Source organism: Paenibacillus sp. Marseille-P2973 (assembly GCF_018101095.1).
GTDB lineage: Bacteria > Bacillota > Bacilli > Paenibacillales > Paenibacillaceae > Fontibacillus > Fontibacillus vini.
In genome coordinates, this window is sequence record NZ_JAGQEH010000015.1 from 52842 (window position 1) to 65982 (window position 13141).

At 51.7% G+C, this 13141-nt stretch carries 12 protein-coding genes; 7 read left to right on the forward strand and 5 right to left on the reverse strand.

From position 1 onward, the window contains the following. Positions 1 to 82: 82 nt before the first annotated feature. Positions 83 to 997 carry a phosphatidate cytidylyltransferase gene (locus tag KB559_RS21230; RefSeq protein WP_211024853.1) on the reverse strand — a complete coding sequence of 305 codons (915 nt, stop codon included), beginning with the start codon at positions 995 to 997 and terminating at the stop codon, positions 83 to 85. A gap of 99 nt (positions 998 to 1096) precedes the next feature. On the opposite strand from KB559_RS21230, the gene KB559_RS21235 reads away from it, so the two are divergent. From KB559_RS21235 to KB559_RS21250, 4 genes are all read left to right on the forward strand, one after another. Further along, positions 1097 to 1654, forward strand: coding sequence for a hypothetical protein (locus KB559_RS21235; protein WP_211024854.1), 558 nt, complete (start codon positions 1097 to 1099; stop codon positions 1652 to 1654). 329 nt (positions 1655 to 1983) lie between these two features. Further along, positions 1984 to 2760: a TerC family protein gene (locus tag KB559_RS21240; protein WP_211024856.1), complete on the forward strand. Its 777-nt coding sequence runs from the start codon at positions 1984 to 1986 to the stop codon at positions 2758 to 2760. A 159-nt stretch (positions 2761 to 2919) separates the two neighbouring features. Next, positions 2920 to 3432: a hypothetical protein gene (locus KB559_RS21245; protein WP_211024858.1), complete on the forward strand. Its 513-nt coding sequence runs from the start codon at positions 2920 to 2922 to the stop codon at positions 3430 to 3432. Beyond that, positions 3413 to 3985, forward strand: a complete 573-nt coding sequence (locus KB559_RS21250) for a hypothetical protein (protein WP_211024860.1) — start codon at positions 3413 to 3415, stop codon at positions 3983 to 3985. The genes KB559_RS21245 and KB559_RS21250 overlap by 20 nt, the downstream gene beginning before the upstream one ends. Before the next feature lie 86 nt (positions 3986 to 4071). On the opposite strand, the gene infC is transcribed toward KB559_RS21250, so the two are convergent. The 4 genes from infC to KB559_RS21270 form a co-directional block, all read right to left on the reverse strand. After that, positions 4072 to 4587, reverse strand: a complete 516-nt coding sequence (infC, locus tag KB559_RS21255) for a translation initiation factor IF-3 (RefSeq protein WP_211024862.1) — start codon at positions 4585 to 4587, stop codon at positions 4072 to 4074. A gap of 51 nt (positions 4588 to 4638) precedes the next feature. After that, positions 4639 to 7152 carry an S-layer homology domain-containing protein gene (locus tag KB559_RS21260; RefSeq protein WP_211024864.1) on the reverse strand — a complete coding sequence of 838 codons (2514 nt, stop codon included), beginning with the start codon at positions 7150 to 7152 and terminating at the stop codon, positions 4639 to 4641. A gap of 133 nt (positions 7153 to 7285) precedes the next feature. After that, positions 7286 to 8623, reverse strand: a complete 1338-nt coding sequence (locus tag KB559_RS21265) for a sensor histidine kinase (RefSeq protein ID WP_211024866.1) — start codon at positions 8621 to 8623, stop codon at positions 7286 to 7288. Beyond that, positions 8623 to 9300, reverse strand: coding sequence for a response regulator transcription factor (locus tag KB559_RS21270; RefSeq protein ID WP_211024868.1), 678 nt, complete (start codon positions 9298 to 9300; stop codon positions 8623 to 8625). The genes KB559_RS21265 and KB559_RS21270 overlap by 1 nt, the downstream gene beginning before the upstream one ends. A gap of 296 nt (positions 9301 to 9596) precedes the next feature. On the opposite strand from KB559_RS21270, the gene KB559_RS21275 reads away from it, so the two are divergent. From KB559_RS21275 to KB559_RS21285, 3 genes are read left to right on the forward strand one after another with little or no spacing between them, the layout of a single operon-like run. Beyond that, positions 9597 to 10346, forward strand: coding sequence for a polyphosphate polymerase domain-containing protein (locus KB559_RS21275; protein WP_211024870.1), 750 nt, complete (start codon positions 9597 to 9599; stop codon positions 10344 to 10346). Next, positions 10343 to 11026 carry a DUF4956 domain-containing protein gene (locus tag KB559_RS21280; protein ID WP_211024872.1) on the forward strand — a complete coding sequence of 228 codons (684 nt, stop codon included), beginning with the start codon at positions 10343 to 10345 and terminating at the stop codon, positions 11024 to 11026. The genes KB559_RS21275 and KB559_RS21280 overlap by 4 nt, the downstream gene beginning before the upstream one ends. A gap of 25 nt (positions 11027 to 11051) precedes the next feature. Next, positions 11052 to 13100 carry a carbohydrate-binding domain-containing protein gene (locus KB559_RS21285; RefSeq protein WP_211024874.1) on the forward strand — a complete coding sequence of 683 codons (2049 nt, stop codon included), beginning with the start codon at positions 11052 to 11054 and terminating at the stop codon, positions 13098 to 13100. Positions 13101 to 13141 lie beyond the last annotated feature (41 nt).

The window sequence follows — 13141 nt, forward strand, 5'->3', positions numbered from 1 at the left end:
TCATTAATCTTATATTCCATTCGTTGGGCGCAGCCGATTTCCTTCCTGCCGATTCATCCAGAGTCGATGGATAATCCGATGGCTACATAAAATCAAAGAAATAACGGATCACATGGAAAAGTACGGGCGACGTATAAGTTAAAGTATCGACCAGGCTTAAGTAGCCTTTACCCAGCGTCTGGGATTTATCATCATCACCGATCAGCAAATCCCGTTTCAGCACGGAAACGGTGAGACTGCCGAAGAAGCCGCTCAAGCTGATCAGCATGCCGGAAAACAGCCCGAACGCCGGGTCCAGCGGAGTCAGGTAAGGGTAGATCAGATACGATACCGCTGTCGTTACAGGGAAAGCGAAAGCAAACCCTTCCCAGGTCAGGGACGGATTGGCGGTCGGGACTATTTTGTGCTTACCGAAGTAGAGGGAGGCCACATAGTGTACGATATCATTCAGCGTCGTCAACACGACCAAAAAGAGCACCAGCCCCGCCCCGTACTTCGGAGTTGCGAAAGGGTAGTAGGCGAGGTGGCTAAGACCGAACACCATCAGCATGAGCCCCCACTGGACTCTGCTGACGCTGCGCAGAAAGCCCACCGTTCCTTTGTTAATCATGCGCGGGAGTGGCAGGAGCAGGAAGACATAAACCGGGATGAAGATAATAAACATGCCGTACCATTCGATATAGATCCAGTAAAATTGCACGGGAATCGTCAGATAGGCCCAAAGGAACAGCCGGCGGTCGGCCTTTCTGGACCGGATCATGGCGAAATACTCTTTTAGAGCGAAGAAAGAAAGGATCATAATAGCCAGAAGGGACACGACCGGATTGAACAGGGTCGCCAGACACAAGATCAGGAACATGCCCCACCAAGTCCTAAGTCGGACGCCAAAGGCGGAGTAGTCCTTATCCGGCTGATTCCGGCGCAGTCCGTAGTAAATCGAGTGGATGGCCGTTAAGCTAATAAAAATCACGACCAGCGTTATCAGCAAGCTGCTCATGCGCAATTCATCACTCCTTGTTGCCAGGTAGGATTCCTTGAGAGGCATCCTATGTTATTATGAAGGAATAGTCTAATCTTGATAAGGGGAAATTTCGTAATGGCAGCTGATCGGTCGGTGTTTATTTTGCTTACGAATACGGGGACGCTCTTTACGAAGATGATTCAAGGCTACACCAGAGCGCCCTATAATCACGCCTCGATCTCCTTTAACCGGGAGCTATCCGAGCTCTACAGCTTCGGTAGAAAGAATCCGAACAATCCATTGAACGGCGGGTTCGTGAAGGAGGACCTCAAAACGGGTACATTCAGCAAATATCCGAATACGACGTGCGTGATTTACGAGCTTCGTGTCACTGACCGCGAGGTTGAAAAGATGAAGCGGGTTCTTCAACTCTTTATCCGTAAGGATAAGAAGTATCTATACAATATTCTCGGCGTGATCGGGATTGCGCTCAAAGAACCGGTCGAATTCAGCAACTCCTACTTCTGCTCGCAATTCGTCGCGGAAATTTTGGAACGGTCAGGTATCAAACTGTGGAATAAGCTGCCCGCACTGGTTACACCGGATGATTTCAGGCAGAGCGAACGCCTCGATTTGATCTATGAAGGAAAGTTAAGCGAATATGACCCGGATCCTTTGACAAATCCCCAGTAGATAGCTTATATTTAAAATAAATTTAATAGTCTTCCTAAAGGGGAGTAGCTTTTACAACAAAGTCGTCATTTCGGAGGTATTCATCTCCCGGCTTTGTTGGCGACGAATTTCGTTGTTAGCAAGACCTTTGCCTGTTACTGGCGAAGGTCTTTTCTGTTTATAGAAACCTTTGCCGATTGTGTGCGGTGAAGGTTTTTTTGTTTCCCTGATTACATGTCCATGAAGGGAGGAAGCAACAAGTATCCAAAATTCAGACCTTGGAATTTGAAATTTAGAATTGTGGGGATTATAAACCAAAGACAGGCATTTAAAAGGAGAGAGGGAACTATATGGAGTTATCGATATTGTTCGAGTATGGATGGGTTCTGTTATTGTTAGTCGCGCTTGAAGGCTTGCTGGCAGCGGATAATGCCCTGGTCCTTGCGATCATGGTAAAACATCTTCCCGAAGCGGACCGGAAGAAGGCGCTGTTTTACGGACTTGTAGGAGCCTTTGTATTTCGTTTGGCCTCTTTGTTCATCATTTCATTCCTGGTTGACGTGTGGCAGATCCAAGCGATCGGCGCATTATACCTGTTGTTTATTTCGATCAACCATATTGTGAGAAAGTTGGCGTTCAAGAACAAAGATGCCGGTAAGAAAAAGAAAGAAAAGAAGCAGTCGGGATTCTGGGCCACCGTGCTTAAAGTGGAACTGGCGGACATCGCTTTTGCGGTAGACTCCATTCTTGCCGCCGTAGCGCTCGCCATGACACTTCCGAACACCACGCTTCCGGCGATCGGCGGCATGGACGGAGGGAAATTCATCGTCGTATTTCTCGGAGGGTTGATTGGACTCATTATTATGCGGTTTGCCGCCAATCTGTTCGTTAAGCTGCTTCATTCCAGACCGGGCCTTGAGATTGCCGCCTTCGCCATCGTGGGCTGGGTCGGCGTGAAGCTGGCCGTGTTGACTTTAGGGCATGAAGACGTAGGAATTATCCCTTATGAATTTGCCCATTCTACGCTGTGGAAACTGATCTTCTATATCGTTCTGATCGTGATCGGCGTAGCGGGATGGTTCTTGACGAAGGAGCAGGCTAAAGAGCACTCCCCGGCAGAGCAATAATGTAATGCAAAGGATTCCGGGCTCGGAAAGGCTATACGGAAAATAAAGTTGAAAAGGCACCCAAGGGGTGTCTTTTTTTTGGTAGAATAGATTAGCTCATGCACCCGAGGAGCCGGGTTTCATGTCTAACCATTTTAGCTTTGCTAGGGAGGAGTTTCATTGCTTTCGTCCGTATCGTTTGCCATATCCATGATTTCATTCTTTTTGACCGCGTTGACGGTGATTTTTACCTACCGCTTCAACCGGATTACTATCCGTAATACAGCGAAGCAGGAACATCAGAAGATGCTGCTGGAAGTAAACAAAATGATGATTGCCGATCCTCTGCTGTGGACGATTTACGATGATCATCCCTTGACGGATCAGATCGAGGAGACTCCGGAACTTAAGGCCAAGAAAGAAGCGCTGATCTACTATTACCTAAATTATTTCGACGTGGTGTGCGAATTTTACAACAAACATATCATCAAGAACAAGACCGATAAGCAGACTTGGGATGCTTGGAAGGAATACATAGAATATTTTATAGGGCGGTCGTCACAAGCACGGGAGATTATTAAGCGGTCGTATAATCTGTATGAAAATGATTTATCGAATTTCTATCGTTCCATCATTGAGAAGTACGAACCGGGCAAGGAGACGGAGGAGAGCCATGGAAAGCTCGTTGTATAAGGTCCGGAAAGCTGTGAGCTCCGATATTAACGGTATGCTGGCACTCAATTATGCAATATACCCGGAAGAGTGGCATGTGGATAAAGGCTATGTGGAGCGAAATATGCAGATAAACGATGAGGTCTATAACGTGCTGCCGGCATCGGGCGGAATCAAGGGGATTTTCAGCCTGTTTCCGCTGACCCGCGATGATTATGAATCCATGCTGTGCGGTACGCTGGAGGAAGAAGAATTGCCCCGGCACCTGTTACCGTATGATGCCCCCAGGCATGTTTGCCTTTATCTGATATCCTTCATCGTCGACATTCATGATCCGTTGCGAAAAGCATATGCCAAAGCGCTGATCCAAGCCATTCCCGACGAACTGCGGCGTCTGGAGAGCGAAGGTATCATCGTCGATGAGATTGGCGCTATTGCGATTACGGATGACGGACGAAGGGTTTTGAAGCGCATCGGTTTTACCGCCGCGGAGAAGGTCGACTTCTTCGGACAGAAGTTTCAAGTATACCGTGCCCGGCCGGAGGATCTGTATCAAGCGATTAAGCTTGGATAGAGAGATTCCGGCCGGGTCCGGCACTGTGTGGTGTTGCGCCTATATGACTAGCTGACTAGATGACTAGATGACTAGCTGCGCGTACCTTAGCGCGGATTCACCTTCACCTGCGAGCCTTTGCCGCTCGTTTGGATGCCGGTTTCCTTCACGCCGACTTCCTTCAGGTCGGCCAACAGCCGCTCCAGGACTGCTTTGGCTGCGGCGGATTCCTTCGCGCCGGAGGCCTTGACGACGCATTGGACCGGCTTGCCGGAGCGGAGAAGCTTGTCCGCCTGGCGCAGCTTCGTGTCGTAATCATGTTCCTCGATATGAGCGGTGAAGCGAAGCTCCTTCACTTTTTCCTTGCTGCCGCGACCGGCTGACCGGCCGGCATCACCCTTACGTGCGGCCGATTCCTTCTGGGCGGCCGCTTTTGCCTTGCCTTTCGCCATCAGGCTGCAGGGCGGCGGGCTGCTCATCAGGGAGGTGCAGACCAGGTCCGCTCCTGCGGAACGGGCCATGGCGAGCGCCTCTGATCTGGATACGATGCCGATATTTTCCCCCCGCAACCCGGTGAGAACCACTTCGGATGCTCTAATTTGTTCGTTGATTAGTACGGCCACTTTTACGAATCCTCCTATACTTTCTATACTGTCATCCTGCTAATTCCCGTTCTAAATGAGTCCGGATTTCTTCAGCAGGCGATCTATAATCAGCGCAACCTCGGCTTTGGATACATAGTCCTTCGGTGCAAGCTCATCATTGTTTCTGCCGGAAATTACGCCGGTCGACACGCTGGCGGCAACGCCGCTGTGCGCCCATGGCGATACTTCGTTCGCATCCTTGAATCGGCTCAGCGTTTGTTCGGACGCAGGCGGTTCCGAGGACAGGGAATCCAGGCCGGTAAGCTTCATCGCCTTAGCCGCTATGGTCATGGCCTGCTCGCGGGTAATCCGGTCGTCCGGCCGGAATGTACCGCCTTCAAATCCGGCGATCAGCCGGTAGGAGACGGCCGCGCCGATGTCGCTATTATACCAGCTGGCCGTCTGGATGTCCGTAAAGCCTGTCGAGTGACCGGCCGATTCAAGATTCAAAGCTCGGACGAGAAGGGCGGTAAATTCAGCGCGGGTGATATCGTCGTTTGGACCGAACTGTCCGGAATCTTTGCCCTCCAGGATGAGCTTGGCGCCTAAACGGTTAATGGCGTCTTCGGCCCAATGATTGGCCGCGTCGGCAAATTGGACCGAATTCGAGATCAAGAAAAATGATCCGGTATTCATGCTGTTCAATCTGGCGTACTTTTTGCCGTCGTTCTGAATGAAGGTGGTTGGAACATGCCGGACTGTACCGTCAGAGCCGATGGATACACCGGTCGTAATTCCGCTCGCAGCGGCATTGTCAGGAAGAGCAATGTCCCGCTCTACGTAAGCGCCAAGCTTCGCGATCTCGATGATCGTTTCTCCATGTACCCCTCTGACCGCAAAATCGACAGGTCGTGTGATTAGCTCGAAGGAATCGCGGGTTGCCGCCTGTTCCGCTAACCGGACTTTGCCGGCTTCGGTTGCCGACACTTCGATTTCCAGCTTGACGTCTTGCGGAGAAATGTTATTTCCCATCTGTTGCATTAAGAAATCGAGGTTCAAGTGACGTGCAGGCAAGGTGAACACGGCTTGTTTGGTATCAAGCACGAGCACCGACCGCTTTTCCTTCAAGAACGCAGCCAACGATTCGTTCATTTCGGTGATAACCGCATCCCGGTCGGAATTAAGGATGATCGATACTGTAGCTTCGTCAATGGCTGCCAGCTGGTCGCGAAGTTTATCGGCATCGAGCGATATTCTGGCAATTTTATGACCATTGGTTTCCGTAAAGGACACAGCGCCGATATCGGCTTCTTTTCCATTGATTTTAAAGAGGATACCCGCCGGATCTTCGGCCTGATTTTGAGGTTTTTGCGGGGGCTGCGGAGATGGGATAGCCGGTGTTGGATTATTGTTATTACTTGGCGGCTGCACAGCTTGAATCTTTACTTTTGCCCCGGCACTGGTCGCTGCGGCGGCTTTGTTGCCTGTAGCACCGTCGTTGGTGTTGGTTACGACAACGAAGTAGTACATCGTTCCTACAGTCGTGGTGGGTGGTAGAAAGGAAGTGCCGGTTGCTCCGTCGAGCACTGTCCCGCCGGTGGTCTCGTTTTTATCGTTCCGGTACCATTGGTAGCTCAGCGTTCCTCCGTCACTTACGGTTGCCGCGACACTTAAGGGCAAGGCTTTGCCTCCTGCATTCAACACTTGGTCCTTCGGCTGCAGGCCTATAACCGGAACCTCTGCATTAACAAGCTGAGCGTCGGTAGTGACGCTGACGATGTTGGAGATGCCTTCATTGGCTCCGCCGGTGACGACAAGCCGGAAATCATAGGACGTAGCTGCTGCGAGGCCCGTAACCGTAGCTGCCGTATCATTTACCGCAAAGGGCTCCGTTGCAGCCTGTACCCAGCTGTTCTCCCCGGCGGGGGATTGATCTATCCGGATCTGGGTTGCGCCGATAGCCTCCGGCCAGTTCAACGTGACGGATGTATCCGTTTTGCTTACGGCGGTTAAGCCGGCAATCGGTGTGGGGAGCGCACGATTTACGGTGATCGTATACGTAAAGCTGTTTGCGGTATTGGTAGATGAGATTACGCTAACCGTGATGATATTGTCTCCCGCAATTAAGGGTACGTCAGCTTGGGACCCGGTGAAATCGTTGATTGTTACGATTGAAGATGGGTCTGCAGCTTCTGCCAAAACCCGGATGGAGGTTATATCGCTAGTCACGCTAGCATGGTAATTTTGAATCGTGGGATCAAACTCGGGGGACAAGGCTCCGTGATTGATAGCCAGGCTATTCAAGATCGGGTGCAGTCTCAATACCAAATGCAGGGTTGACCCCGCTTGAATATTATAGTCGGCCAGTGTCCGCGCATCCTCCAACTGCTTTCCCGCAAATATAAGTCTTTGCTGGTCGATGGGAACGCCCTCTTTATCCATTATTTTCTGCTTTACCTGTTCTACGGTCTCTTGGGGATCCGCTTCCAGCGTAATGGTTTTGCCGGTTAAAGTTTTGACGAAAATGGACATCGCATACGCTTCTTGCTGAAAGAGCAGTGCGACAATCAGCATACAGATCAATGAAGTGCCGAGTTTTTTCACGGGAATTCCCCCTCTCGAATTAACAAAAAATAGAAATACACAGAACAATTATAATTACAACTTAAAATTAAATATAGTTTTTTATCAAAAATAAAAGAGAGGGCGTTCTTGTGCGCCCTCTCTTAAGGTAATCTCAGCCCAGCTGTACATAAAAACTCGTCTTTTCCCCCAGAACACTTTTCACGTAAATTTTCCCCTTATGCTGCTCCACGATCGACTTGGCGATCGCAAGTCCGAGCCCGTAGCCGCCGTGCTTGCGGGAGCGGGAGGTATCCGCCCGGTAGAAGCGGTCGAAGATTTTCCCCAGATGCTCGGGGGCGATGTCTTCGCCCGTGTTGCTCACCTTCAGCAGCAGATGATTATGCTGCTTTTTCAGCGACAGCTGGATGGAGCCTTGGGGATGGGTATATTTGATCGCATTATCCAGCAGGATCATGACTACCTGTTTGATCTGCTCGCTGTTGCCAGTCAACATCTGGCCGGGTTCGATTTCATAGGCAAGATCGATTTCCTTTTCAAAAATAACGGCTTCCATCGTAAGAATGATACTCTCGACGGCTTCGCTCAGGTTGAACGGGACATGAATCATTTGCTCACGGGCGTCATCCATTTGCGTAAGGTACAGCAGGTCGTTCGTCAGCGTCTTCATACGCTCGGTTTCCGATTTGATATGATGCAGCCACTTGGCCTGTTCCTCTATCGTATCCTCGCTGTTCGCCAGCAGAACGTCGGCGTTGGTGTTAATGACCGCAAGCGGCGTCTTCAACTCATGCGAGGCGTCGGCGATAAACCGCTTTTGTTTGTCGAAGGCTTCTTTGACGGGTGCGATGGAACGGTTGGCAAAATAACGGCTCGTCAAGTAGATGACCACCAGCATGATCAAAGCCACTGCCGAAAAGGTGTAGATCAGATTGGTAAGGATTTTGAGCTGGGCGGAGACATCCAAATAAACGATGGAGTACCCGTCCTTGCTCTGCTGCACGGTGTAGGCCCACTGCTTCCCGTCCAGGGTGAACCGGCCGTTTAGGACCGGATGGAGATCGGCCTTCTCCTTGGCGAGCTCGTAGAATTCTTCATCCATATCGAAGCGGGAATTGACCGATAACAGGTTCCAGTCCCGGTCCGTTTGCAGCGCAAACGAGACGGAGAGCTCGGGGGGAGGATTCTGTCCCCGCGACGAGCGGCGGGCCCGGTCTCCCGGCATTTGCTGCATGCTTTGGCCGGTCTCTTCCTTATCGGTGACGATGCCGCCCATTCCACCGGACATGCCGCTTCCCATGCCCATGCCGCCCTTGTCGAGATTTCCGCCGGGTTTCCGGTAGAACTCCGAAACCTGCTGAAGCTCTATCCCGATATCCCGGCGCACGTCTTGATACGTAATCGTGTAAATGGCCGTAAAGGCGACGAGCATGATAATCGAAATGATGACCATATTCATGAGCAGGAACCGATTGCGAAGTTTCTTGAACATCAGGAGATCACCTCCAGCACGTAGCCTACGCCCCGGATCGTATGGATTTTGACGGAGGCGTTTAGAAAGGTCAGCTTTTTCCGCAAAAACGAAATATACACTTCCACGTTGTTATACTCCGCTTCGGAATCGAACCCCCACAATTTTTCGATGATCTGCTCCTTGGACGTTACCGCCTGTTTTCTCGTCATCAGCAGCTCCAGCAGCTCGCTTTCCTTCAAAATCAGCTTCAGCTCTTTCCCGTTACAGCTAAGCTTCAAGGTTGAGGTATTCAATTCGATGTCTCCAAACTTGAGGCTGTCGTCGGGAACGACCTCACCTTTACGTCTTAAGGCTGCCCGGATGCGGGCCAGCAGCTCGCCGGTCGAGAACGGCTTGGCGACGTAGTCGTCGGCGCCGTAATCCAGGCCGGAGATTTTGTCCGAAATTTCGCCCTTCGCGGTGAGCATGATGACGGGCGTGGCGATTCCCTCGGAGCGGATCGTCTTCAACAAAGTGATTCCGTCCATCTCGGGGAGCATGATGTCCAGCAGCAGCAAATCATAGATTCCGCTGAGGGCATTGTCCAATCCGGACCGGCCGTCATGGACGGTATCGACGGAGTAATTGTTCTTCTTCAATATTTGAGTCAGTGCCTCGGCAAGATGCACTTCATCTTCGACGATTAAGATGCGCATGGGATGTTGTTCTCCTTCGTTCCTTCAATTTATGTGGCTATGTACGTTCATTATAGGAAGGAAACCTTTAATCAATCTTAATGAAGTTGTCCAGAAGTCACTCCAAAAGTGACCTTTTGAACATGTACTTAATGATAGCATCAACCGGCCGGGGCCCGGCAATTTTTTTGCATGAACTGCTTCGTCGTGGAAAGATGACTTTTTGAACAACCTTTTTAAGTTTCGTTAAAGGTTAGGGTTGTAAGATACAGACATGAAGCAAGCGAGAGCCCAAGCGAAGGAAAGGAGCATGAAGAATGGCGATTGAAGTATTTAACCGTTATGAGAACAAATATCTGATGGATACCAAGGCATTCTACAACATCTACAATGATCTGATGGAATATATGGAACCGGATGAAAACAACAAGGACGACAAGTTCTACACGATCAGCAATTTATATTATGACTCGGAGCATCACTCCCTCATCCGCACCAGCCTGGCCAAGCCCAAATACCGGGAAAAGCTGCGGATCCGTTCTTACGGAGTGCCGGGGAGCGAGGACAAGGTCTATCTGGAGCTGAAGAAAAAGGTGTTCGGCCTGGTCAACAAAAGAAGAACGGCGCTCAAGCTGAATGAGGCTTACGAATTTGTCCGGAGTGGCCAGGCGCCCGCTTACCGGAAAGGCATGAACCGGCAGGTCATGCAGGAGATCGAGTATTTCCTGAGCCGGTATGAGCTGCAGCCGATGGTATACCTAGCTTATGACCGGATCGCACTCTTTTGCAAGGGAAATCGGGATTTGCGGATTACGTTTGATACGAACATCCGGTCACGTCGTCATGATCTGAAGCTGGAAGCCGGGGATTACGGCGAGCAGCTGCTGGAACGGGGCCAATGGCTAATGGAGGTCAAAGCCGAGAAGACCATACCGGTGTGGCTGTCCAGGATGCTGTCTGAGCACCAGATGTACCGTACAAGCTTCTCGAAATATGGCAATGAGTACAAAAAATCGATACGCAATAATAATGCACCTGTTACGGAAAGGGAGAGAATTGTTTTATGATCGAGTCCATTTTTGGTTCAACCGCTGCTACGGATACAACTTTATCTTTATCGCATGCCCTGATTACCCTGGCGATTGCCATCGTGCTGGGCGCCATCATCAGCTTTACTTATATGAAAACCCAACCGGCCTACTCCCAAAGCTTCACGCTGACCATGATGATTCTTCCCGCAATCGTGGCGATCATCATCCTGCTGATCGGCAGCAACATCGCAAGGGCCTTTAGCTTGGCAGGGGCGTTCTCCATCATCCGGTTCCGCAGTGCGCCGGGCGATTCCAAGGATATATCCTACGTCCTGTTCTCCATGGCGGCCGGATTGTCCGCCGGCGTTGGCGCTTTTGGTTATGCCGTGCTGTTCACAATTGTACTCTGCGTGCTGATGTATGTTCTGAAGGTGATTAAATTCGGCATAAGAAAAGACTCGCAAAAAACCTTGAAAGTAACCATCCCGGAGAATCTGGGGTACGAGGAAGCCTTCGACGAGGTATTCCGCCAGCATAGCGTCGCTTATGAACTGAAGAAAGTCAAAACCACCGAGTTGGGCAGTCTGTATGAACTCGTATACGCCGTCAACCTGGGTCCGGCCACGAATCAGAAAGATTTTTTGGACGCGATCCGGACTCGCAACGGCAATCTGGATATCACGCTTACGATGAATCCTGCCATGCAGGAATATTAATGAGAAGAGAAAAGAGGTTAAAACCATGAAAAATTCCTATAACGTTAAAGCCGCCGCATTTTTGCTCCTGTCCGCCCTGCTGGCGTCGGGATGCAGCACGACCACGCTTGCAGGTTCTACGAACGATGCAAACGAATCTTCCATCGATGTAAATTCAACGACGACAGGTACAGGCAACACGGCAAACGTACAATTGGCCAGCCTGAAGCTGGACGATCTGGTGAAATACGATAAGAACGATACGAATGCCGATTGGAGCGCGGATAAGGCGACATCCATTAACATGAACGGTTCATCCGCTACGGTAAGCGGTTCGGGGGCCAAAGCGCAAGGCGGGACCGTCACCATCTCCGCAGCCGGTACCTACGTGCTGAGCGGCAAGCTGGATGAGGGCAGCGTTGTGGTCGATGCCGGAGACGACGATGTCGTGCATCTGGTGTTGAACGGGGCGCAAGTCCACAATTCCGCCAGCTCGGCGATCGTGGTGAAGAGTGCGGACAAGACGATTTTGACGCTGGCCGACGGAACGGAAAATGAAGTTTCCGATGGCAAGACGTATGCTGCTTCGGAAGAAGAGCTGACGGCGGCCATTTACAGCAAAGACGATTTAACAATCAATGGTACGGGCAAGCTAAGCGTTCAAGGCAATTACAAAGATGGCATCACCAGTAAGGATGATTTGAAAATCGTTAGCGGCACGCTCAAGGTTACGGCTGCCGATGACGGCCTCCTTGGCCGCGATGTGGCTGCCTTCAAGGAAGGTGACATCACCATTCAAGCCGGCGGGGACGGGATCAAAACGACCAATGACAGTGAGGATGGCAAGGGTAATCTCGTCATTGAAGGCGGTACGTTCCATATCGAATCCGGCAATGACGGGCTCCAATCGGCAGCCTCGATGCTGATCGAGGGCGGCACCTTTAGCCTGGTGACGGGCGGAGGAAGCGCCAAAGCCGAACCGCATCAGGAAGAGCGGATGCAGCGCCCTGGCTTCGGAGCCCAAGATCAAGCGCAAGCGCAGGCCGGTTCTTCTAAGCCTGAGACTGCAACCACGGACACGGCCCAAACGGAAACCGATGCTGCTTCAACAACTGAAGAAAGCGAATCGACTAGCGCTAAGGGAATTAAAGGGGCGACAGCTATTGCCATTAATAACGGCACGATAACGATCGACTCTGCGGATGACGCGATCCACAGCAACGGAAGTCTCGCCATCGCCGGCGGAGAATTGAACCTGGCGACCGGCGATGACGCACTGCACGCCGAAACTTCGATTGCGATTTCCGGCGGCACGGTGGACATCACGAAGAGCTATGAAGGGATTGAAAGCGCGGAGATCACCATTTCCGGCGGCGAGGTTCATGTCGTGGCCAGTGATGATGGCGTGAATGCTACCGAGGGCAGCGACGCGACGACCACAACGGAAGCGGGAGGCCGAGGTCCAGGGGCTGCAGGTAATGCGAAGCTGGCCATCAGCGGCGGATATCTCACCGTGAACGCGGCTGGCGACGGACTGGATTCCAACGGTTCCATCACCATGTCCGGCGGGACCGCAATCGTGAACGGACCGACGAACGGCGGCAACGGCAGTCTCGACTATGACGGCACGTTTGAACAAACCGGAGGCTTACTTGTAGCCGCAGGCAGCTCGGGCATGGCGCAAGCGCCGTCGGAGTCTTCCTCCCAGCGTTCCGTACTGATGACGTTCCCGGGCACCCTGGAGGCAGGCACTTTGGTTACGCTGGCAGATAGCAAAGGCACGCCCTTGCTGAGCTTTACTCCGGAGAAATCGATCCAGAGCATCGTGATTTCTGCGCCGGAACTGAAGTCCGGCGAGACCTATACGATTTACACGGGCGGAACGTCAACGGGACAAGTCAAAAATGGGCTGGTCCAAGGCGGCAAGCTGGAGAGTGGAACGGAAATTGTCAGCTTTACGCTGGGTGACGCCGTCACTTACGTCAACGAGTCGGGCGTTACCACCGGCGGAGGCGGGTTTGGCGGAGGACCGCGAGGCGGCCAAGGGATGAAGGCGCCGTCCGGTACCGAGACGACGGACCAGAGCCAAAGCTGACCGAGACGCTGTTGAAACACAAGGAGAGGGTCCTGATCAGG